General features: G+C 45.7%; 22 protein-coding genes. 7 read left to right on the top strand and 15 right to left on the bottom strand.

Annotation, left to right across the window (positions count from 1 at the left end; genetic code table 11):
• Positions 1–116: 116 nt before the first annotated feature.
• The 3 genes from ilvC to ilvB form a co-directional block, all read right to left on the bottom strand.
• Positions 117–1,109: a ketol-acid reductoisomerase gene (gene ilvC / locus ACUYLD_RS02300; RefSeq protein WP_013309387.1), complete on the bottom strand. Its 993-nt coding sequence runs from the start codon at positions 1,107–1,109 to the stop codon at positions 117–119.
• Between the two features lie 163 nt (positions 1,110–1,272).
• Positions 1,273–1,758 (bottom strand): acetolactate synthase small subunit, encoded by a 486-nt coding sequence (gene ilvN, locus ACUYLD_RS02295; RefSeq protein ID WP_023987760.1) that lies wholly within the window; start codon positions 1,756–1,758, stop codon positions 1,273–1,275.
• Between the two features lies 1 nt (position 1,759).
• Positions 1,760–3,505 (bottom strand): biosynthetic-type acetolactate synthase large subunit, encoded by a 1,746-nt coding sequence (gene ilvB / locus ACUYLD_RS02290; RefSeq protein ID WP_061829126.1) that lies wholly within the window; start codon positions 3,503–3,505, stop codon positions 1,760–1,762.
• Between the two features lie 613 nt (positions 3,506–4,118).
• Between ilvB and ACUYLD_RS02285 the strand changes: the two genes are divergently transcribed.
• Complete coding sequence (locus ACUYLD_RS02285) at positions 4,119–4,559, top strand: GNAT family N-acetyltransferase (RefSeq protein ID WP_025724102.1); 441 nt, start codon at positions 4,119–4,121, stop codon at positions 4,557–4,559.
• 34 nt (positions 4,560–4,593) lie between these two features.
• Here the strand turns inward: ACUYLD_RS02285 and ACUYLD_RS02280 are convergent, their stop codons facing one another.
• The 9 genes from ACUYLD_RS02280 to ACUYLD_RS02240 form a co-directional block, all read right to left on the bottom strand.
• Positions 4,594–4,941, bottom strand: coding sequence for a hypothetical protein (locus ACUYLD_RS02280; protein ID WP_023987757.1), 348 nt, complete (start codon positions 4,939–4,941; stop codon positions 4,594–4,596).
• 261 nt (positions 4,942–5,202) lie between these two features.
• On the bottom strand, positions 5,203–6,162 hold the full coding sequence (locus tag ACUYLD_RS02275) for an ABC transporter permease (protein WP_010349245.1): 960 nt from the start codon (positions 6,160–6,162) through the stop codon (positions 5,203–5,205).
• 1 nt (position 6,163) lies between these two features.
• Complete coding sequence (locus tag ACUYLD_RS02270; RefSeq protein ID WP_039269736.1) at positions 6,164–7,243, bottom strand: ABC transporter permease; 1,080 nt, start codon at positions 7,241–7,243, stop codon at positions 6,164–6,166.
• On the bottom strand, positions 7,236–8,774 hold the full coding sequence (locus tag ACUYLD_RS02265) for an ABC transporter ATP-binding protein (protein ID WP_446674335.1): 1,539 nt from the start codon (positions 8,772–8,774) through the stop codon (positions 7,236–7,238). The genes ACUYLD_RS02270 and ACUYLD_RS02265 overlap by 8 nt, the downstream gene beginning before the upstream one ends.
• A gap of 141 nt (positions 8,775–8,915) precedes the next feature.
• Entirely contained in the window at positions 8,916–9,953 is a 1,038-nt protein-coding gene (locus ACUYLD_RS02260) for a BMP family lipoprotein (RefSeq protein ID WP_061829124.1), read from the bottom strand.
• A gap of 372 nt (positions 9,954–10,325) precedes the next feature.
• On the bottom strand, positions 10,326–10,685 hold the full coding sequence (rplT, locus tag ACUYLD_RS02255) for a 50S ribosomal protein L20 (RefSeq protein ID WP_007429517.1): 360 nt from the start codon (positions 10,683–10,685) through the stop codon (positions 10,326–10,328).
• 52 nt (positions 10,686–10,737) lie between these two features.
• The gene (rpmI, locus tag ACUYLD_RS02250) at positions 10,738–10,938 is read right to left on the bottom strand and encodes a 50S ribosomal protein L35 (protein ID WP_013309379.1); all 201 of its coding nucleotides are present in this window, start codon (positions 10,936–10,938) and stop codon (positions 10,738–10,740) included.
• A gap of 20 nt (positions 10,939–10,958) precedes the next feature.
• Positions 10,959–11,456, bottom strand: a complete 498-nt coding sequence (gene infC / locus ACUYLD_RS02245) for a translation initiation factor IF-3 (RefSeq protein WP_013309378.1) — start codon at positions 11,454–11,456, stop codon at positions 10,959–10,961.
• Between the two features lie 310 nt (positions 11,457–11,766).
• Entirely contained in the window at positions 11,767–13,005 is a 1,239-nt protein-coding gene (locus ACUYLD_RS02240; RefSeq protein WP_250261970.1) for a glycosyltransferase family 2 protein, read from the bottom strand.
• A gap of 610 nt (positions 13,006–13,615) precedes the next feature.
• Between ACUYLD_RS02240 and ACUYLD_RS02235 the strand changes: the two genes are divergently transcribed.
• Together ACUYLD_RS02235 and ACUYLD_RS02230 are read left to right on the top strand one after the other, a co-directional pair.
• Positions 13,616–14,143: a phosphatase PAP2 family protein gene (locus ACUYLD_RS02235; protein WP_061829122.1), complete on the top strand. Its 528-nt coding sequence runs from the start codon at positions 13,616–13,618 to the stop codon at positions 14,141–14,143.
• A 51-nt stretch (positions 14,144–14,194) separates the two neighbouring features.
• Positions 14,195–15,328: an MGDG synthase family glycosyltransferase gene (locus tag ACUYLD_RS02230; protein ID WP_416145804.1), complete on the top strand. Its 1,134-nt coding sequence runs from the start codon at positions 14,195–14,197 to the stop codon at positions 15,326–15,328.
• Positions 15,329–15,369: 41 nt separating this feature from the next.
• Here the strand turns inward: ACUYLD_RS02230 and trmB are convergent, their stop codons facing one another.
• Both trmB and ACUYLD_RS02220 read right to left on the bottom strand, forming a co-directional pair.
• Complete coding sequence (gene trmB, locus ACUYLD_RS02225; protein WP_013309374.1) at positions 15,370–16,083, bottom strand: tRNA (guanosine(46)-N7)-methyltransferase TrmB; 714 nt, start codon at positions 16,081–16,083, stop codon at positions 15,370–15,372.
• A gap of 104 nt (positions 16,084–16,187) precedes the next feature.
• Positions 16,188–16,385, bottom strand: coding sequence for a hypothetical protein (locus ACUYLD_RS02220; protein ID WP_013309373.1), 198 nt, complete (start codon positions 16,383–16,385; stop codon positions 16,188–16,190).
• A 306-nt stretch (positions 16,386–16,691) separates the two neighbouring features.
• Between ACUYLD_RS02220 and ACUYLD_RS02215 the strand changes: the two genes are divergently transcribed.
• The 4 genes from ACUYLD_RS02215 to ACUYLD_RS02200 all read left to right on the top strand — a co-directional run bounded on the left by ACUYLD_RS02215 (position 16,692) and on the right by ACUYLD_RS02200 (position 20,428).
• Positions 16,692–17,645 carry a TIGR01212 family radical SAM protein gene (locus ACUYLD_RS02215; RefSeq protein ID WP_061829120.1) on the top strand — a complete coding sequence of 318 codons (954 nt, stop codon included), beginning with the start codon at positions 16,692–16,694 and terminating at the stop codon, positions 17,643–17,645.
• Positions 17,646–18,227: a class I SAM-dependent methyltransferase gene (locus ACUYLD_RS02210; RefSeq protein ID WP_446674334.1), complete on the top strand. Its 582-nt coding sequence runs from the start codon at positions 17,646–17,648 to the stop codon at positions 18,225–18,227. It abuts the gene before it with no gap.
• Between the two features lie 169 nt (positions 18,228–18,396).
• On the top strand, positions 18,397–19,371 hold the full coding sequence (locus ACUYLD_RS02205; RefSeq protein WP_023987749.1) for a type I phosphomannose isomerase catalytic subunit: 975 nt from the start codon (positions 18,397–18,399) through the stop codon (positions 19,369–19,371).
• A 25-nt stretch (positions 19,372–19,396) separates the two neighbouring features.
• Positions 19,397–20,428 (top strand): alpha/beta fold hydrolase, encoded by a 1,032-nt coding sequence (locus ACUYLD_RS02200; protein WP_446674333.1) that lies wholly within the window; start codon positions 19,397–19,399, stop codon positions 20,426–20,428.
• A 71-nt stretch (positions 20,429–20,499) separates the two neighbouring features.
• Here ACUYLD_RS02200 and ACUYLD_RS02195 read toward each other — a convergent pair whose 3' ends face one another.
• Positions 20,500–21,030, bottom strand: a complete 531-nt coding sequence (locus ACUYLD_RS02195) for a YfiT family bacillithiol transferase (protein WP_250267860.1) — start codon at positions 21,028–21,030, stop codon at positions 20,500–20,502.
• Positions 21,031–21,087 lie beyond the last annotated feature (57 nt).

The raw sequence follows: 21,087 nt of genomic DNA, 5'->3' as shown, positions 1-21,087 counted from the left end.
ACCTCCTCAGGATTAGGACCCTTAAATTACAATGCGGCTCACGCAATAAGCAGGGCCGCATTGTAATTAATATTTATAAATAATTCATGTTGTCGAGTTCATAGTACAAAAGATTATTACTTTTTGATCCAATGCATCATTTCACGCAATTGTCCGCCCACCACTTCAATCGGATGGTTAGCCTCATTACGACGAGTAGCCGTCAGGAATGCACGTCCAGATTGATTTTCAAGGATGAAGTCACGAGCAAATTTACCTTGTTGAATGTCAGTCAATACATCCTTCATGGCTTTCTTCGTATCTTCCGTTACCACGCGTGGTCCAGTTACATAATCGCCATATTCCGCTGTATTACTGATGGAATCACGCATCGTTGCCAATCCACCTTCATACATCAAGTCAACGATCAGCTTAAGCTCATGCAAGCATTCAAAGTATGCCATCTCAGGAGCATAACCTGCTTCAGTCAATGTTTCAAAGCCCGCTTTTACGAGTGCGCTCACGCCGCCACACAATACCGCCTGCTCACCGAACAGATCCGTCTCCGTTTCTTCACGGAAGGAGGTTTCAATTACGCCCGCACGTGTACAGCCAATGCCTTTTGCGTATGCAAGACCGATTTCTTTGGCTTGACCCGTTGCGTCCTGCTCAATTGCGATCAACCCCGGTACTCCAAACCCTTCTACATAGGTACGACGTACCATATGTCCTGGGGATTTTGGAGCAACCAGCAATACATCGCTATCTTTAGGAGCTACGATTTGTCCAAAATGAACGTTGAAACCATGGGAGAACAAAAGAGCTGCGCCTTTTTTCAGGTTAGGTTCAATTTCATTTTTGTACACAGAAGCTTGAGTTTCATCAGGTAACAAAATTTGAACCACATCTGCACGGCTTGTTGCATCAGCTACGTTCAGAACTTCAAAACCGTCGTTTCTTGCGACATCAGCTGATTTGCCTTCACGCAAACCAATAACAACATTCACACCACTGTCACGCAAGTTTTGTGCTTGAGCATGTCCTTGGCTACCGTAACCAATAACGGCCACTGTCTTTCCTTTCAATACGCTGAGTTCTGCATCTTTTTCGTAGTACGTTGTAACTGCCATGGTTAATTTCCTCCTTTTAATTGGACCCTTCATAATGAGCGGGTACCCCAAGAGACTTTCCCTCGTGCTCAGTATCCAAAAATCTCTTCGAGCCCCCGCTCTTATGCGGGCGGTTCTTTATTGATGTAATGCGCTATAAGCGGTAATTCGTTAAAGCTCCATATTAAGCATTGCCACGTATCATAGCTGTAACCCCGGTTCGAGTCAACTCCCGAATACCGTAAGGCTTCAACAACTCGATCATGGCATCAATTTTTTCTGTATCGCCAATGACCTGTACGATCAAGCTCGTCGTTCCAACATCAATTACAGCTGCTCTGAATGTTTCTACTACACCCATAATCTCTGGCCGCTGAGGCGGTTCTGCCTTTACCTTTATCATCGCCAATTCCCGAGCTACCATCGGCTTGGAACTGAGATCGATGACCTTGATCACATCAACCAGCTTGTAAAGCTGCTTTTCAATCTGCTCCAAGTTGTTCTCATCCCCTACAGTCACAATGACCATACGGGATAATCCAACTTCTTCCGATTGTCCCACAGTTATGCTCTCAATGTTAAAGCCTCGGCGACCGAACAGGCCGGACACACGTTGCAAAACGCCGGGTTGATCATTTACCAGTACAGCAATGGTATTTTTTGTTGTCATTTTACTCGTCCCCCATCAGCATTTGATCAATTGTCGAACCTTGCGTCACCATCGGATATACATTCTCTTCCTTGCTGACTACAAACTCGACAACGACCGGTCCGGGTGTATCAAGCGCCTCCTGCCAAGCCCGACGTGCCTCTTCCTTATTCGTAGCACGCAGTCCTTTGACTCCGTATGCTTCGGCAAGTTTCACAAAATCCGGACTTCCAGCCAGGTCAATGTGACTATACCGATTGTTATAGATCAATTCCTGCCATTGGCGAACCATTCCAAGAACCTGGTTGTTGATAATTACGATTTTAACCGGAATGTTATTGATTGCACAGATGGCTAATTCCTGCGAACACATCTGCATACCGCCGTCCCCGTTAATCGATATTACTAATCTGTCGGGATTGGCCATCTGAGCACCGATTGCAGAAGGGAAACCAAATCCCATCGTACCGAGTCCACCAGAGGTGACCCATGAACGTGGCTGATTGAATTTGTAATACTGTGCTGCCCACATTTGATGCTGTCCCACGTCCGTCGTTACGATTGCGCCGCCCTTGGTCGTTTCATCCAACAACTCAACAACCCATTGTGGTTTAAGCACCGTTTCAGAATCCTTATATGAATAAGGTTTCTCTTTCTTCCAATGCTGAATTTGCGCTCTCCATGCATCAGCTCGATCCGCACGTTTCACATCCTGATTCAGCAATTCCAGCACTGCCTTCACGTCACCCACGATAGGAATATCCGCTGCAACATTTTTTCCAATTTCAGCAGGGTCGATATCAATGTGGACGATTTTAGCTTGAGGAGCAAACCCATCCAACTTGCCTGTTACCCGATCATCGAAGCGGGCTCCGATACAGATCAACAGATCTGACTGTTGAATCGCTTGATTGGAGGTGTATGTTCCATGCATCCCCGGCATCCCCGTCCACAGTTCATGTCCACTTGGGAAACCACCCAATCCGAGCAATGTTGTCGTAATAGGAATTTCCGTTTTACGAACAAACTCGTAAAGTGCTTCATGTCCACCGGAGTATACAACTCCTCCACCTGCCAGAATGAATGGACGTTCTGCTTCGGAAATAGCTTGAGTTAGCTTGTCTAGTTGAATTTTGTTGGGTATCACTTTCGGGTTATAACCCCGCATGGTCACAGGTTCCGTTTGTGGAACAAACAACGTCTGGGCTGCAGAAATATCCTTCGGAATATCAATCAGCACCGGTCCCTTGCGCCCTGTGTTGGCAATATGAAATGCCTCATGGATGATTCGCGGCAGATCCTCCACATCTCTTACCAGATAGCTGTGCTTCGTAATCGGCATTGTAATTCCCGTGATATCGGCTTCCTGGAAAGCATCCGTACCGATCAGGGAAGATATAACATTACCCGTGATGACCACTAACGGCACCGAATCCATAAAAGCCGTCGCAATACCAGTTACCAGGTTTGTCGCTCCAGGTCCGGAAGTGGCGATACAGACACCCACTTTACCGCTTGCCCGTGCATAACCATCTGCCGCATGAATAGCTCCTTGCTCGTGACGAGTGAGGACATGCTTGAAATCCTTAAAGCCATACATGGCATCATAGATATAAAGCACTGCACCACCAGGATATCCGAAGACACAATCTACTCCCTCCAGCAACAGGCTACGGAGTAAAATTTCCGAACCTGTAATCACTTCAGGCTTCATCCACTTTTCACGTAATTCATTGGTTGACCTAACTTCAGGAATTTGTGCACTCATTGGTCATCCTCCTTTACAAAATTTACATACATCTGACATTTGTAAAAACAAAAAAACCTTTCATCCCTAGAACAGACTTGCTGTTACTGAGGGACGAAAGGCTGTAGCTTCCGTGGTACCACCCGTGTTTGCCCGATATTTCGCAATATCGAACCTTGGCAGGTACAGAAATCACAAAGGATCTCCATATCTGGCGTCTGTAACGTAGACCGTACGATTTTCCCTAATAGGTGATTCAGCGCACCGTTAATATCATCGGGCCCAAATACTTTTCAGGAAAACAGCTCCAAGGTGAGCTCGTTAAAAAGGGATTTTGGTGAAGCTTGCAGCTAATGCCTCACTCTCTGAACAAAAGAGCCCTAATCACTTCGTCCTCTTCATTGCCGTTGAGTTCATGTCATTCTTTCAAATGTTTAGACACATTATATGTCTCTCATCTGGGATAGTCAATACCCATATTTCATAAAAATTTATGTTTCTTTTCTGAAGCACCTCAGAGTCGCACGCTTGTAAGAGGTACCCGCATATTATAAAAAAGACCACACGGTGAGACAGTGCACTCCTCCAAAGCCACGTCTTATCTTGTTAAAAGGGTAGAAAAGGAGGCCCGTTTATGATTCGAAAACGCAGCTCTCAAGATGACACCATCATCTTTCGTCTCATCGAGCAAGAGCTTGTCCCCCTATCGCATTTAAGTGCCCAGGAAATGGAACAAATACGCAAAGAATTACCCCGGCGCTTAAACCGGGGCATCACTTTTGTAGCTTGCAGACCGGATAATGCACAGGTTGTTGGCTTCATTCATGTTATGCTGCATGGCGAACTATTATACATTGATTTGATCGCAATCTCTTCGGCTCATCAAGGTATGCGATACGGAAAAAAACTGCTGGAGCATGCCGAACACTACGGACGACTGCGTCGCTGCAAGCGGGCTAAAGTTATGGTGGACGAAGACAATATCAGGGGGATCCATTTTTATCTGCGTCATCAATATCAAATGCTGCGCTACGTAGCTCTGAGCCGATGCCACGAACTCGAAAAGTCACTGTAAAAAGTATCTTTTTCGAGCTCAAGATTTTGTATGACTAAAATAAATTAGGGTAATACGGATATCCTACTCCGGGGTACCCCCCGTCTGTATACGGGCCTGGCTGCGGACCATATCCTGGTCCTCCATAACCTGGACCGTAGCCACCATATCCCCCACCATAGGCACCAATGTATGGAGCTGTGCCGATGGCAAGCAAGTCAAACAGCACCAGAGGAATAATCGCCTTCGTGTTTACTTTTTTCTTGCGGTTTGGTTGAAGAACCAGTCGGTTACCCGAAATGCGAATCAGCTTGCCGCTGACCTGGGAACCATCCTTGCGAGTAGCAAAGATGACTTTGCCAACAAGCTTCTCCACCTGCTTTCTGGTTACTGCCTGTTTCATCGTATTTCCTCCTTCTTTCTCAACGGATGGACAGATTGAACGGCTCCTTGATAGCTCATCACCACCACAAAATAGACCGGAGCTGACAGGGGCCGAGCGTCCCGTCCAATCTGCATAGCACAGTCTATTCCATTCATGCCAGTGGCGTATGTTTAAATGCCTGCACAATATAAAAAAATCTGGTACCTGCACATGCAGATACCAGATTTTTTATACACCAATGTACATTTTCAAAACATACACATCAGCTATTTATAAGTTTTAACGCTTGCTTGGATCATAAAGTTGACCCAAAGCGGCCGGAGCACGTGAACGTCCGACAGCCGCTACCAGTACAATAATCGTCAGGAGATATGGCAACATAAAAATAATTTCCTGGGGAATACTTTGGGACCATGCGAACAGCTGCACATAGTTGCGAATGGCTTGTGAAAAACCAAAAAACACTGCTGCGCCAAAAGCGCCGAGCGGATTCCATTTACCGAAAATCATAGCGGCAATAGCAATATATCCCTGCCCCGAAACTGTATTGTGCGAGAACATGTTGGTTGTAGTCAGAGTGATTGTAGCTCCACCAATCCCAGCCAACGCCCCACTGATCATAACACCAATATAACGAAGACGATTTACTTTAATACCCACTGTATCGGCCGCTCCTGGATGCTCCCCAACGGAACGCAAACGCAAGCCAAACGGTGTTTTATACAAAGTAAAATAGCCAATAATAACTAATAGAATGGCTAAGTATGTCGTTGGATAGGCTTGGAAAAAGGCTTTTCCTGCAATCGGGATATCCACAAGGTAAGGGATGGATATTTCGTTGAAACCCTGAATCCGACCCGTGTCACCATCACCCTCAAATAAAAGCTTGACCATGTACAGTGTACTACCTGCTGCCAAAAAGTTGATAACTATACCACTTATTACCTGATCAGCTTTAAACGTAATAGAGGCTACAGCATGAATTAGCGAAACCAGAATACCGAACACCGCAGCTGACAGCACACCTACCCAAGCCGCAGAGGTGCCTCCTAGTCCAGCTTGCTCGGCATAAAATCCGCCAACACCCGCTGCAAACGCTCCAAATACCATAAGTCCTTCCAACCCGAGGTTCGTTACACCGGATTTTTCTGAAAAAACTCCGCCGAGAGACGCAAAAATAATCGCCGTCGCAAAAACGAGCGTTGTATGGATTAATTCACCAAGTGTTAACCAACTCATTTTACAACACCTTCTCTTTCTTCCGCTTGGAGTAGAGCGGCTTCACAACCCAACGTACAATACCTTGGGCCGCAATGAAGAAAATAATCGAGCCAATGACAACCCGGATAATTTCGGGCGGTACATCTGCGCTAAAGCTCATCCCCGCAGAACCATACGTAAGCGTTCCGAACAAAACAGAACCGAGCAGCACACCGAATGGGTTATTCATCCCAATCAGAGCTACAGCGATACCGTCAAAGCCGGTTCCCGGTGATCCTGCCATGACAGATTGATAATGGAATACTCCTAGTACTTCAAAGGCGCCTGCCAATCCGGCAAAAACTCCACTAATGAACATCGCTTTTATGATATTACGATTTACATTCATACCTGCATAGCGGGATGCATCCTGATTAAATCCGACAGCCCGTAGCTCATAGCCTTGCTTTGTTTTCCACATGAAAATGTAGAAAAAGACTGCCGCCAGCACAGCAATAACCGTACCCCAATGTACCCGAGCATTCCCCATCATCTGGGACAGCCATTCGATGGAAATTGAAGCAGAAGGCTGAATATCCACAGAACGATTTTCACCATCCATAAGTGCGAACTGATTGATCACCAAATTAGCCAAATACAGACCGATCCAGTTCATCATAATACATGTAATAACTTCATTCACGCCTCGTTTGGCCTTCAAATAGCCAGCAATCGCAGCCCACAGGCCTCCGAAAACTGCACCTGCAATCACAGCCAACGGTGCATGTATGATAGCTGGCAACCCATGGAGTTTAATGCCCACAATCGAAGCAGCTGTCATACCTACCAGAAACTGACCTTCGCCGCCAATATTAAACAATCCGGCGCGGGCCGCAAAAGCAAATGCCAACCCCGTTAAAACCAGCGGAGTCATCTCACGGATAGCCTCTCCAAAGTTATAAGAATCTCCGTATACACGGCTAAACAAAGCAGAATAGGCCACAATAGGGTCATACCCGCCAATCAGCATCACAATAGCACCCAGAAGGAGACCCAAAATAATAGAGACCAGCGCCAGTACAAAGGAGTCTTTTGTGAATATTTTCAATAGATTAGCCATTCTCTACTCCTTTCTTCACTGCACTTCCTGCCATCATCAGTCCCAGTTCCTGGTCATTCGTTTCTTCTGGCAGCACTTCTCCGACAATCTTGCCCTCATAGATGACAGCAATTCGGTCGGATACATTCATAATCTCATCCAGTTCAAAAGATATGAGCAACACAGCTTTACCTTGGTCCCGCTGGGCAATCAGTTGTTTCTGGACAAATTCAATAGCTCCGACATCCAGACCTCGTGTAGGCTGTGCTGCAATGAGAAGGTCTGGATTTTTATCAATTTCACGCGCAATGATAGCCTTCTGCTGGTTACCACCAGATAACGCTCTTGCCTTCGTGTGAATATCCGGTGTCCTTACATCAAACTTTTCGATAAGACTTTTGGCCTGTTTCTCTATAGCATCTTTGTTCAAGAAGCCATTTTTACTGTAAGGCGCCTGGTAATACGTCTCCAGCACCATATTTTCACTCATAGAAAAATCGAGCACCAGCCCATGCTTATGACGGTCCTCCGGTATATGTGAAACGCCTGCCTCTGAAATTTTGCGTGGTGGCTGATTGGCCACCTCTTGTCCGAGCAAACGGATGCTTCCGCCATCCACCTTGCGTAAGCCTGTCAAAGCTGCAATCAGCTCACTCTGTCCATTTCCATCTACTCCGGCAATCCCCAAAATCTCGCCCGCCTTGACCTGCAGGTTCAACTCATTTAGAACATTAATGCCATCCTTGTTTTTAGAAATTACATTGTTCATTTCCAGTACTGTTTGTCCTAGTTGCGCAAGCTGCTTGTCCACTTTAAAGGACACGCGACGGCCCACCATTTTCTCGGCCAGCTCATTTGGTGTTGTTTCAGACGTCTTGACCGTATCAATAACCTGACCTCGGCGAATGATCGTAACGGTATCTGCAATTTGCATGATTTCTTTAAGTTTATGAGTAATAAGAATAATTGATTTGCCTTCAGCGACCAAGCGCTTCATAATGTCCAGCAACTCAGTGATCTCCTGCGGTGTCAGTACAGCTGTAGGCTCATCGAAAATCAGAATATCTGCACCGCGATAGAGCGTTTTGATAATTTCTACACGTTGCTGCATACCAACAGATATATCCTCAATTTTGGCATTCGGATTTACCTGAAGACCGTACTGCTCAGACAACCGCTGTACTTCTGCGGCAGCCTTTTTATAATTGATTTTCAGACCCTTACGTGGCTCCGAGCCCAGGACAATATTTTCGGTAACGGTAAACGGCTGTACGAGTTTAAAATGCTGATGCACCATGCCAATCCCCAGATCAATCGCCTTATTTGGACTATCAATCTGTACGGGTTTACCTCCGATTTCAATTGTCCCTTCATCCGGCTGATACAGTCCGAAAAGAATATTCATAAGCGTAGATTTACCCGCGCCATTCTCACCCAAAAGGGCATGAATTTCTCCCTTATGCAGCTTGATGCTGATGGAGTCGTTGGCAACGATGCCGGGGAATCGTTTTGTAATTTGCTTTAACTCAACGACGGGGGTCGCTGCATCCATGAGATCACCCTTATACACTTTATAGTATGTGCTCCAATGAGCTGATTTTGCCCGTTATAATCCATATAACTCCAGACGTAAGAACAAGGCTAGTCTTATGAACCAGCCTTGTCGCTACTTCTATGTTCTTCAAGCCAAAACTTATTTCGAAGGAACTGTAATTTCGCCCTTAATAATTTTTTGCTTGTATTGTTCTACAAGATCAAGCACGTCTTTAGGTACGTTTTTCGTTGATGTGTCTGCCAAACCAATACCATTATCCTTCAGAGCCAGTGTCTCGACACCGCCCTTAAATTTACCATCAATTACTTCTTTAGATACGCGTTTTACAGCTTCATCTACACGTTTTACCATCGAAGTCAATGTTACGTCGTCACCAAACTCAAGTGATTGGTCTTTATCTACGCCAATAACCCATACTTGCTGACCTTGTTGCTTACGTGCGAGTGCTTCATTAAATACACCTGTACCAGATCCGCCAGCTGCATGGAAAATAATATCCGCACCGCTGTTATAGATCGTCGCAGCTGCTGCTTTACCTAGGTCCGGCTTATCAAATGCACCTGTGTAGTTAACTTCCAATTTTGCATTTGGATTTACAGCTTTAATTCCTGCTTCGAATCCTTTTTCAAAACGTTTGATCAATGGGCTGTCTTGTCCACCCACAAAACCAATTTTGTTTGTTTTGGTAAGCTTACCAGCTACAACCCCCACCAAGAAGGAACCTTCATTTTCAGCAAAAACAACCGATTTTACGTTAGGCGCATCCACGACACTGTCAATGATCGCCAAATTCTTGCTTGGGTTGTCTTTCGCTACTTGTCCAATCGCATTCGCCAGATTAAAACCGATTCCCCAAGTCAGGTTAAAATCACCCTTAACAAATTGGTTCAGGTTAGGAATATAATCTTGATCGGATTTACTTTGCAGGTATTTAACTTTAACGCCCGATTCTTTCTCAGTGGCTTGTAGTGCCTCCCAAGCAGATTGGTTAAACGATTTGTCGTTTACTCCACCCACATCTGTAACCATGCCGATTTGGACATTCGATGTTTTGGCAGAACCACCTGTGTCTCCGCCATTTGCGTTGGACGCACCTTGATTTTTGTTACCGCAGCCTGCGAGAATGACCGAGATCGCCAGCAGCATAACCAAAGACATACTGAACATTTTCTTCATGCTGATACTGTTCCCCCTTAGTGTTAGATCCCTGGACTGTCTCTTTTCTTTGAACATGTACATGCATGTCATTTACTGACGAGACAGATCGTACAGAAGACTTACTTTAGAGATTATACAATTATGATCGGCTAAAATCTAGACAATTAATAACCTTGGGTCAATTTTTTTTAAAATCTCATCAATGTAAGCGTTACAAAACTAAAAAAAACATACATTCTTCCATCTCACGTCATATTTATTCGTATTTTGGAGAAAACGAAGTCTTTTCCGTAACATTGAGTATGTACAAAAAAAGGCATCCCTACACAGCGTACTGCTTGGGATACCTTTTTACCGCTTTCGCGGTTTCCACGCCTTCATTATTAATAATTAAGCGTTGATTTTGCCTTTAGCAACAGTTGCCAAAGAGTTGAATGCATTAATATCATTGACTGCAAGATCAGCCAAGATTTTGCGGTTAATGTCCACACCAGCCAATTTCAGGCCGTGCATCAATTTGCTGTAAGACAAACCGTTCAAACGAGCTGCTGCGTTGATACGCACGATCCACAGTCTGCGGAAGTTACGTTTCGTCTGACGACGGTCACGGTATGCGTAAACAAGCGATTTCATTACCTGCTCGTTAGCTGTTTTAAAAATGCGGTGTTTGGAACCAAAATAACCTTTAGCAAGCTTCAATACTTTTTTATGACGACGACGAACGACGAATCCGCCCTTTACTCTTGCCATATCAATAGACCTCCCAAATAATGTTTATACTTCATTCATTGCAGTGCTAGTGCTATTTCAGGTTAGCAAGACCTTGTTTCAGACGCTTAACGTCCCCAGGTGCCATCTCAGGGTTAGTACCCAGAACGCGTTTTGCACGTTTGGATTTGTGGGAAAGCAAATGGTTTTTGTAAGCTTTGTAACGCATTACTTTACCAGTACCGGTAATTTTGAAGCGGCCTTTAAGGCTGCTATGTGTTTTCATTTTAGGCATTGAACTTCCTCCTTAATTTGTCATTGACTCTTTGGAGCCAATATCATAATCATGCTGCGTCCTTCGAGCTTGGGTTGGCGCTCCACGGTACAAAGATCAGCAACTTCCAATTTCACACGTTCGAGAATTTTTTGACCCACATTAGCATGGGTAATTTCACGACCGCGGAAACGAACGGAGCATTTCACCTTGTCCCCTTCATTCAGGAACTTTACCACATTGCGAAACTTGGTTTGGTAGTCATGTTCCTCGATGTTGGAACGGAACCATACCTCTTTGATGTCAACGATCTTCTGGTTTTTACGGGCTTCCTTTTCTTTCTTCTGTTGCTCATAGCGGAATTTACCGTAATCCATAATCCGACACACGGGCGGCTTCGCTTGAGGCGCCACGTTTACGAGATCCAAGTTTGCGTCAATCGCCATTTGCAAAGCTTCACGCGTCGGTGTAATCCCGATTTGTTCCCCATTCGCACCAACTAGACGTACTTCTCTCACCCGAATCTCATCATTGATCATATGTTCCTTACTAATAACCCTCCACCTCCAGAACCTGTTATTGTTGTATTGTGTTTAAGCACAAAAAAGGGATGACGACTATACAGCCGACATCCCTGTCTGATACTCAATTCATCATGAAAGTTCAATTCACAAATCATTGGATCATGACCAGCCGGCAATACCGGGCAGGTGAGAAGTCGGACCTTCTACTTGTTAATCCATACTTTTCAATTAACATACTCGAATATCTTATCACGGTGCAATCGAGGTGTCAACACTTTAATAGAAAATGAATGACACCGATCTTCAATCCTATTTCACCGTCCAATTAACCTTGCTTGCTCTGAACCTCTTCCAGGCGAACGACACGCGTGTGCTGGGTATGGCTCCATTGCTTGTTGTTCTGTGTAAAGAACGCATAGAACGTAATCGGATACCACGAGACCAGATATACCGGGAATAGCAGCAGGTACAGATATACTTTTTTGAACGTGACCTTTTCCAAAATCATCGCGATCACAAAGGTAGTAATATTCAGACCCACAGCTATAACACCAGTCCAAGCCGGGAATTGTACATAAATATTTTCGATATTAGGTCCACCAAATAACGCTATATCTATCCACATAGCTACTGTCATCAAGAAGGTGAGCAGTACGATATACACGTTTAGACCATAAAGAGCCATATCGAATTTAATCAGGCTTCTATGCTTGATACTTTGCCACAGCAACGGGAAGAAATAACGTCGAGCAACCGTGAAATGACCTTGCATCCAGCGCAGACGCTGTCTGGACGAAGCTTTGAACGTCAACGGCTTTTCATCATATACCTTGGCATCGTAATTAAATCTTGGATATACGTTGCGTTGTGTGCAGCGCATGGTGAATTCCAAATCCTCTACGAGACTTGTCGCACCCCAGCCCATTTCCTTAAGCAGATTTGTTTCAAAGCACATGCCTGTACCACCGAGGAAATTAGCCATGTTCAGATTGTGACGTGACAGCTGCCACAAACGGTTGATGTACCAATAAGATACCCCGTATGCCGCTGTAATCCAAGAATCCTCAGGATTCTTAGTATCAATGTACCCCTGAATAACACGGGCACCTGTGCACAGATCATTGTTCATTTCACTCAAGAAATTGGTATGCGCCAAATTGTCAGCATCAAACATGACAATGGCATCATATTGGCGCGGCATAGCCCATAATTCCTTGAGCATCCACTCAATAGCGTAGCCTTTACCACGCAGATTCGGATTCGTACGTTCACAAGCATTCATGCCGTGAGCGCGAACGATGTCCGCAGTCTTATCTGTACAGTTATCACAGATTACGAACACATCGTAAAGTTCCTTCGGATAATCAAGTTGCTTCAAATTTTCCATCAATGCTCCGACAACCTGTTCTTCATTGTGGGCAGCGACTAAAATGGCAAATGATTTTTCTGGAGCCGCGTGCTCTTTCCTTTTCTTGCGAACCAATCCGAACAAGGAGAATGCAAACTGATAGACTGCGATCACCGCCAGTATAATCTGGAGTGTCACGAAAATAGCGTCTAACATGATCTCTTGTTACCCCCTTTTTTATACCCCTTAAAATCTTGCGTTTGTTTGTTTTCTATCTGTGTAGCGCAAGTTGCGGCGCTTTGCGCGCCTTTTCTGTAGTTTTTGACCCGACCCTTGCTTTCTTCATTGGCTGTGTGCAGCCCCCTTTTGGCTGACACAGGAATGCCATTACGATTTTCGTTGGTTTTCAATCTTTTGTCAAAGCCCTTAAACCGGTCTCAGCAGCAAAAAAACACAACAAACTCCCGTTTGAACCGGGAATGCGGCGCTGGTCTTCTCATTGATGACGCTTAAGTCTTATTTTCATCCATTTGCTAACTTTTTATTTCTTTGGTCCCTCCTTTTTGTGGGCCAATTAGCAACCACTTCTAAACACTCTATCTTATTAGACGGATGAACGCAAAGAAAGTTATACAATTTGGCTTATATTCCATTAACATTTTTGTGTAGAATTGAACCAAGTAAGTTTGAATCTTTAGTGATTCTTGAAATGAACAGCGTTTAAAAATATGATGAGAGCAAGAGAATAATTACTTATGGTCTGATTATGTCAAAATGACTCAAAATATTTGCCGACTGACCTGAACCGGCAACCGGAGGAAACCAAATGCAACGTCTAGTCGTAAAACTTGTAAATCTGGAGCAGCAGTTGTTCAAATGGATCAACGGACGCTTACACAACCGTTTTTTGAACTTCTGGCTTTATTATCTCACACATTTAGGCGGGGCTACCTTTACTATAGCCTCCACACTCCTTATTTGGTGGCTCGCTCCGAATCCGTGGAAAGATACCGGTATGAAGGGAGCCATCGCTCTCGGGGTCAGTCACATCCCCGTAGCTATCGTTAAAAAGCTGTACCCGCGGATTCGCCCGTATTTGGCTCTACCAGGTACAAATACATTCCGCAACCCCTTGTCGGACCATTCTTTTCCCTCAGGGCACACGACCGCTATTTTTTCAGCTACCGTGCCTTTCATGCTACAGTCACCGATGCTAACATTGCTGCTGTTGCCTGTAGCGACAATTGTTGGTTTTTCTCGAATTTATCTGGGTCTTCACTACCCAACGGATGTACTCGCAGGAGCGGTCATCGGAACGTCTGCAGCAATAGGAACGGTTGCATTCTGGCCTTAAAGCCGATATGGTATGATTGAGAACATCCCAGCAGGAACAGGTGAAATGAGAGTGGCTAAAAAACGAGTGTTATTATTATCGGAAGGTTTCGGTGCCGGACATACTCAAGCTGCCTACGCGCTCTCAAGCAGTTTGCGGAAGCTTTCTCCGAATGTGCAGACCAGAGTGCTGGAGCTGGGGAGTTTTTTGAATCCAAGAATGGCCCCGCTTATTATTACAGCATACAAGAAGACTGTTGTATCGCAGCCTCGTCTAGTCGGATTGGTTTACCGTCATCAGTACAAAAAATCATTAAACCGTCTTACAACGCTCGCTTTGCACCGTCTGTTCTACACGCAGACCCGAAACATTCTCCGGCAGCTTCGTCCCGATTTGGTGGTATGTACTCATCCCATCCCAAGCGCGGTAATTTCACGTTTGAAGCGCTTAGGCTTACATGTTCCGCTTTGTACTGTCATTACAGACTACGATGCACATGGAACATGGATTAGTCCCGAGGTTGACCGGTACTTTGTATCTACGCCTGAAGTCATGCGTAAGCTGCGCGCACGCGGAGTACCCGTCTCGAAAATCCAGGTGACCGGTATTCCCGTTCATCCAAATTTTTGGGAACATCCTGGGCATGATGAAATTAGAGAACAATTTGGACTTAAACCCATCCCGACCGTACTCGTTATGGGTGGCGGCTGGGGCCTTATGAATGACGAAGTCATACATCGTTCGCTTACTCAGTGGAGAGATAACATTCAATTTATTTTTTGTTTGGGGCATAATGATAAAATTCGTCGTAAAATGCAGTTGGATCCCAGGTTTAATCATCCAAATATTCATATCTTCGGATTTACACGGGAAATCGACAAATTAATGGAGGTATCGAATCTGCTCATCACCAAACCCGGCGGAATGACATGTACCGAGGGATTGGCCAAAGGGATTCCGATGCTGTTTCACAAACCTCTCCCTGGACAGGAGGAGGAAAATTGTCAATACTTTACGGCTCAAGGCTTCGGAGAACCGATTACTTCGCTGGATGTTGTCGTTAAATGGATGAACCGACTGCTACACGATTTTCCAGAAATCGTCCGCAAGCGACAGGAGCACGTCCATAATGTAGCGCGATATTATCCTCTTCAGAGCGCACAGAGTATTTTGGATATACTGGAACCGAACAGGGTGCTTTCCTAATAAGGAAGCACCCTGTCTTATTTTATCCATTTGATCTGTTTTTATTTCCCGTACTTTTCAAGGCGTGTTTTTCCGTACTCTTCCAAAGCATCTTTGCCGATCAGCACCTCGACTCGATGAATATTCATACCTTTGCCCATAAACTTTTGTTCATATTCCGTCATGACATGCTCCTCGTTAATCCCCTCACGATGAAGGTTTAATGAAATATTCGTCATCTGCAAACCACTATCGGCAAACGAATTCAGAGAAAACTCAAACAGTGTCTCCGAATCGGTCTTAAAATGAATTTGTCCTTTGCTGTTCAAAAGCTGACGGTACTTGTCCAAAAAACGCGGATGCGTCAAACGACGACGTGCATGTTTGGCTTTAGGCCAGGGATCACTAAAATTCAGATAAATGCGTTCAATCTCTCCTGGTTCAAAAACATTTTCGATCTGTTCGATGTTTGCCAGTGCCAATTTGATATTAGGCGGCGTATCAACCTCTGAATTACTCCAGGCCAGACGAGACTTTTCTGTTGCACGGCGAACCAGCTCATCATACATATCAAAGCCAATATAGTTAACCTCCGGATTCCGGAAGCTCATTTGGCTTATAAATTGCCCTTTCCCCATACCGAACTCTACATGAATGGGACGATCATTACCAAAAAGCTGCTGCCATTTCCCCTTATACTGTGCTGGCTCCAAGATGACTAGGTCCTGCTGTTCTTCCAGACTTTCCCGAATTCCTTTTCTTCCGCGTAAACGCATGTTACTCCTCCATATACTCTGTTATCAAGGAAAAAGGAATTTCACCCCCGCTTGAAGATACGGAAATGAAATTCCTTTTTCAATATATTTGGATTGGGGTCCAACTAATTTAATTGTTCATAGTCTACCCCATCAGCAGGTGAAAAATCAATTGTCTTTTGGCAAGCCGCTCTGATTTTTTGACGTGCGGTCGTTCCAATCTGACGATCCTGCCCAAAACGGACACCAGTCAATGCCAACGCCTCATCAAAGGTTAACTCAACAGTAACTTTATCCATACGCGTCTTATCCTGCGCATTCATAAAAGATCACCTCACGGGTTATTTGTGATGGAACCGACGTGCACTTACCCTAAAACAGGCGATAGAAACAGCAAAGCTGCCTCCCTGAAGAATAATCATTAGCAACGGATAACTTTTATCTTCAGGATCGAAAACAGTCCTTTTATTGTATGTCTGGTACCGCTTACAATATAACACATTGTGTAACCTTTTTCAATCCGCAACGCCATAAAATACGCACATTTTATTGACTTGTTCGGTCAAATGATTCCCAATGAAGACTGATTTTTGTTACAATAGGGTGATCGTAAAAAAAGGAGTACACCCATGAAAACAGATTTATTGCCTGCTCCTCTCCTGTGGGGAGATAAACGGTTCCATACTTGGAATTACGAAATGCGTGAGCAATTTCAAAATAAAGTGTTCAAAGTCATGCTGGATGCGGGTTTTACCTGTCCGAATCGCGATGGCTCCATCGCTAAAGGGGGTTGCACCTTTTGTAGCGCACGCGGATCGGGTGATTTTGCCGGGCGTCGTCGTGATGATCTGGTCACCCAGTTCAATACGATTCGGGATCGGCAGCATCTAAAATGGCCAAACGCCAAATATATTGGCTATTTCCAAGCCTACACGAATACGTATGCCCCGGTTGAGGAACTGCGAGAATACTTCGAAGTTATTCTGGAGCAGCCCGGTGTTGTCGGTCTGTCCATCGCTACACGTCCTGATTGCCTGCCTGACGATGTAGTAGATTACCTTGCCGAGCTAAACGAACGCACGTACCTATGGGTCGAAATGGGTCTGCAAACTGTCCATGAATCGACCTCAGAGCTGATTAACCGCGCTCATGATACTCAATGCTATCTGGATGCGGTGGAAAAGCTGCGCAAGCGGAATATCCGCGTGTGCGCCCACATCATTTATGGTCTGCCCCAAGAGACGCATGAAATGATGCTCGATACGGGACGGGCGGTAGCCGCTATGGATGTGCAGGGCATCAAAATCCACCTGCTGCATCTCATGCGCAAAACGCCCATGGTCAAGCAATATGAAGCGGGATTGCTACGCTTTCTGGAAAAGGACGAATACGTTAAGCTGATAGTTGATACGCTGGAGTTTTTACCTCCCGAAATGATCGTTCATCGGTTAACCGGAGATGCCCCACGCGATTTGCTAATGGGACCCATGTGGTCGCTTAAAAAATGGGAAGTGCTTAATGCCATTGATCATGAACTGAAGTCACGTGAAACGTGGCAGGGAAAATACTGGAGGCAACCTTAAATGGGCTTCCTATCCGTCCTGAGCTACGCTCATCAATTGGTGGCTGCACGGGTGCAGCCAGGCGATACTGCTATAGACGCCACCGTCGGCACAGGAGCAGATACGTTGTTTCTGGCAAAAGCTGCTGGCAAGCGGGGCCGTGTCTATGGCTTCGACATCCAACAAGAAGCACTGCATTGCGCCCGTCGTCGACTGGAAGAAAACGCTTCTCCTTCATTAGCAGAAGTATCGCTACTGCTACAAGGTCATGAGCAAATGCGGGAGGCCGTTCCGGACATGCTGCATGGCAAAGTCGCTGCGGTCATGTTTAACCTGGGCTACTTGCCTTCCGAAGGCGCCGATCCTACTGTCATCACCCAAACAGACAGCACGCTCGTCGCACTTGATGCTGCCTTACAATTGCTGCGACCACGCGGCATTCTGACTGCCGTGTTATATCCAGGACACGCCGGAGGCAGTGAAGAAGCAGATGCCGTTCTTCAATGGGCTTCTGCTCTCCCGGTCTCCAGCGGTCAAAGCATTATTTATCGTCAATTACAACGATCCGCTTCGCCTTTCGTAGTGGCGGTTGAGAAGAAATAATGTCGGATTTTAAACTCAGGTTATGAGCGGCTTTTTTAGCCGCCTTACATATATTATTTTTTAAGCTCGTTTGGGCACTATTCATCCCGGTTTATTGCCCCAGCGGCACGTTATTGATTTCCCTATTCTGTTAGGTCGCACTCATTACTCATTATGGAGGAGAGAAATTATGCTAAAGCCATACCCGCTGCAATTTCAACCTGAGTTCAAAGAGAGAGTTTGGGGAGGACGGGCCTTAGAGCAATTTGGTCTAACCCCACCAGAAGGACATATCGGGGAAGGATGGATGATTGCCGATCATCCAAACGGAACAACAACGGTTATCAATGGTGAGCTGGCAGGCAAAGGACTGGATGAAATCCGCGAGACCTACGGGCAGGATTGGCTCGGAGCCAAGGGTGTATCGGAAAAAGGCGGACGATTCCCACTTTTAATCAAACTACTGGATTGTAATGATGACTTATCCGTTCAGGTGCATCCGACAGATGATTACGCAGGACTTCCAGCCGGAGAATTAGGAAAAACTGAAATGTGGTACGTGCTTGATGCCAAGCCAGATGCCAAGATTATTTATGGTCTGACCGAAGGTGTAACCCGCGAGAGTCTGCGCACAGCTCTTGAAAGTGGGGATATCCTCGGCAGTTTGCGCCAGGTTCCAGTCGAAGCAGGCGATACGTTCTTCATCCCCGCCGGAACCGTACATGCACTGTGTGCAGGCGTTGTCGTTGCTGAAATCCAGCAAAATTCGGATACTACCTATCGCTTATATGACTACAATCGCCCCGGACTGGACGGCAAGCCTCGTGAGTTGCATATCGAGGATTCCCTCAATGTAACCTCCTACGAAGGTGCAGGCGCAACAACGATGAAAACGGACGGCTTACAGCCTGGAAAATGGCTCCAGTTGGCAGCCTGTGAGTATTTTGTTGTGGAAAAGGGTATCGTAGATGGAAGTTGGGCACTTTCTACAACGGAAGACAGCTTCACCATTCTCGTGATTTGTGAAGGCAGTGGGACCATAACATGGAACAATAATACCGAGTCTCTTTCCTGTAAAGCTGGAGATTGCTTCCTGTTGCCCGCTAACCTGAGCGGTTACACGCTGAATGACGGAATGACCGTACTTAGATCTTATCTTCCTTAAAGCTTAAAGGATGTGATGTCTAATTATGCGGGAATACACCTTCACCATCGCTGAAAATGACGGAACAGAGCTTTTTGCCTACCGCTGGCTGCCTGATCAGAATTTGCCCATTAAGGGGATTGTCCAAATTTCGCATGGTATGTGCGAGACGTCCTATCGCTACATCCGACTGGCCGAAAAGCTTACTGCTTGCGGTTATGGCGTGTATGCCAACGATCATATCGGTCACGGGCGCACGGCTGGTGATCCTGATAAGCTGGGTATGCCGGGAGCTAATGCGTTTAATCGAATGGCAAACGGCATGCTGGAGCTAGGCGAAATTGCGGCTAAGGAATTCCCTGATCAGTCTCGTTTTTTGCTGGGTCACAGCATGGGGTCCTTTTTAACCCAGAAAATTATGTATGATGATCGGCAAACGTATCACGGGTTTATTTTATCGGGGACCAACGGACGACGTGGTCTCCTAAAACTCGGAGAGCAAGTTGCTCTACTGCAAGCCAAGCTGCAAGGAATGGATCATCGCAGCATGCTGCTCAACGCTATGGTCTTTGGCGGATTTAACCGTGCCTTTCGTCCGGTGCGTACGGCGTTCGACTGGCTGTCCCGTGATCCTGAGGAAGTAGATCAATTCGTGCACGACCCATTATGTGGAGCTATATGCACGACAGGCTTTTTTCTGGATTTTTTCAGGCTATTACAAGAAATCCACTGGCCTTCCTCGCTGAAACACATCAATCCCAAACTGCCAGTTTATATTTTTGCCGGGGATCGTGATCCAGTGGGTTTGTTCGGTAAAGGTGTGTTGTCACTAGTAGAGATGTATCGAAGCTTAGAGCTTCAGGACATCGAATACCGCCTCTATCCTGACGGTCGCCATGAGATGCTTCATGAAACAAACCGCGACGAGGTGATGAGTGACATCGTGGACTGGCTCGACCGTCATGTTAACACAGGGGTGACCTCTGTTTCCGCGTTGCCTGGAGACTCCGAGGCACCTGGACATCAACCTAGCCCAAGTCATCAACCTTGTGAGGAAATAAGAAAAGAAACCTTTTAAAACCACGATTAACGTGGGATTGAAGGTTTCTTTTTTATTGCCTTATATTCATTTGGATATAGTTTTAAAAATCACCATGCATTCCGTTCTCTCAGGGAAGTAATATGAGCTGTGTGATGCTTGCCATGCCAGGCATAGATGCCGATGTTTCGTTCCAGGCGGATCGTCTGGCCCGATTCAGGATGAATAAATGTTCGGTGTAGCTGATCCTCTCCCAACGATCGTAACACGGTCACCCACCGTTCATGAAGTCCTTCCAGCAATTGCAACGAAGGTTCCAGTGGAAGCTCCCTGGCGTCTGGTATTTCGGCCCAACGCCCCTCATCATATGGCTTGATCGTCGGCGTATCCTCCGTCAGTGCCAGCTTAAAACGGATATAGCTGTTCATATGGCTATCTGCCACATGATGAACTACCTGCCGAATCGTCCAGCCCCCTTCGCGATAAGGCGTATTGAGCTGCTGCTCATTCAGTCCTTCGACCGCCTGACGCAGCTGTGCAGGCAATTCAGCAATGTCGTGAATCCATGCGATAAGCTGTTCTTTTGTAATGGTATCTGGAACAACGAATGATCCTATCGGATAGCGCAAGTCTTTGTCCAAAACAGTTCCCGCCCTTCTCTCATCTACTGCCTGTAATGTCAGTTGCCTTATGTTATA

The sequence above is a fragment of the Paenibacillus sp. SER-28 genome (assembly GCF_052906305.1).
The sequence above is the reverse complement of the archived record's forward strand: the minus strand, read 5'-3'. Positions and strand labels throughout refer to the sequence as shown.

Excerpts from the sequence above, each read along its gene's own strand:
- ACUYLD_RS02215 (WP_061829120.1), top strand. The coding sequence starts at position 16,692 with ATGAAAACAGATTTATTGCCTGCTCCTCTCCTGTGGGGAGATAAACGG.
- ACUYLD_RS02280 (WP_023987757.1), bottom strand. The coding sequence starts at position 4,941 with ATGAAACAGGCAGTAACCAGAAAGCAGGTGGAGAAGCTTGTTGGCAAA.
- ACUYLD_RS02200 (WP_446674333.1), top strand. The coding sequence starts at position 19,397 with ATGCGGGAATACACCTTCACCATCGCTGAAAATGACGGAACAGAGCTT.
- ACUYLD_RS02205 (WP_023987749.1), top strand. The coding sequence starts at position 18,397 with ATGCTAAAGCCATACCCGCTGCAATTTCAACCTGAGTTCAAAGAGAGA.
- ACUYLD_RS02210 (WP_446674334.1), top strand. The coding sequence starts at position 17,646 with ATGGGCTTCCTATCCGTCCTGAGCTACGCTCATCAATTGGTGGCTGCA.
- infC (WP_013309378.1), bottom strand. The coding sequence starts at position 11,456 with ATGATCAATGATGAGATTCGGGTGAGAGAAGTACGTCTAGTTGGTGCG.
- ACUYLD_RS02270 (WP_039269736.1), bottom strand. The coding sequence starts at position 7,243 with ATGGCTAATCTATTGAAAATATTCACAAAAGACTCCTTTGTACTGGCG.
- ACUYLD_RS02275 (WP_010349245.1), bottom strand. The coding sequence starts at position 6,162 with ATGAGTTGGTTAACACTTGGTGAATTAATCCATACAACGCTCGTTTTT.
- rplT (WP_007429517.1), bottom strand. The coding sequence starts at position 10,685 with ATGGCAAGAGTAAAGGGCGGATTCGTCGTTCGTCGTCGTCATAAAAAA.
- ACUYLD_RS02220 (WP_013309373.1), bottom strand. The coding sequence starts at position 16,385 with ATGAATGCGCAGGATAAGACGCGTATGGATAAAGTTACTGTTGAGTTA.
- ACUYLD_RS02235 (WP_061829122.1), top strand. The coding sequence starts at position 13,616 with ATGCAACGTCTAGTCGTAAAACTTGTAAATCTGGAGCAGCAGTTGTTC.
- ilvN (WP_023987760.1), bottom strand. The coding sequence starts at position 1,758 with ATGACAACAAAAAATACCATTGCTGTACTGGTAAATGATCAACCCGGC.
- ilvC (WP_013309387.1), bottom strand. The coding sequence starts at position 1,109 with ATGGCAGTTACAACGTACTACGAAAAAGATGCAGAACTCAGCGTATTG.
- ACUYLD_RS02260 (WP_061829124.1), bottom strand. The coding sequence starts at position 9,953 with ATGAAGAAAATGTTCAGTATGTCTTTGGTTATGCTGCTGGCGATCTCG.
- rpmI (WP_013309379.1), bottom strand. The coding sequence starts at position 10,938 with ATGCCTAAAATGAAAACACATAGCAGCCTTAAAGGCCGCTTCAAAATT.
- trmB (WP_013309374.1), bottom strand. The coding sequence starts at position 16,083 with ATGCGTTTACGCGGAAGAAAAGGAATTCGGGAAAGTCTGGAAGAACAG.
- ACUYLD_RS02240 (WP_250261970.1), bottom strand. The coding sequence starts at position 13,005 with ATGTTAGACGCTATTTTCGTGACACTCCAGATTATACTGGCGGTGATC.
- ACUYLD_RS02285 (WP_025724102.1), top strand. The coding sequence starts at position 4,119 with ATGATTCGAAAACGCAGCTCTCAAGATGACACCATCATCTTTCGTCTC.
- ACUYLD_RS02265 (WP_446674335.1), bottom strand. The coding sequence starts at position 8,774 with ATGGATGCAGCGACCCCCGTCGTTGAGTTAAAGCAAATTACAAAACGA.
- ilvB (WP_061829126.1), bottom strand. The coding sequence starts at position 3,505 with ATGAGTGCACAAATTCCTGAAGTTAGGTCAACCAATGAATTACGTGAA.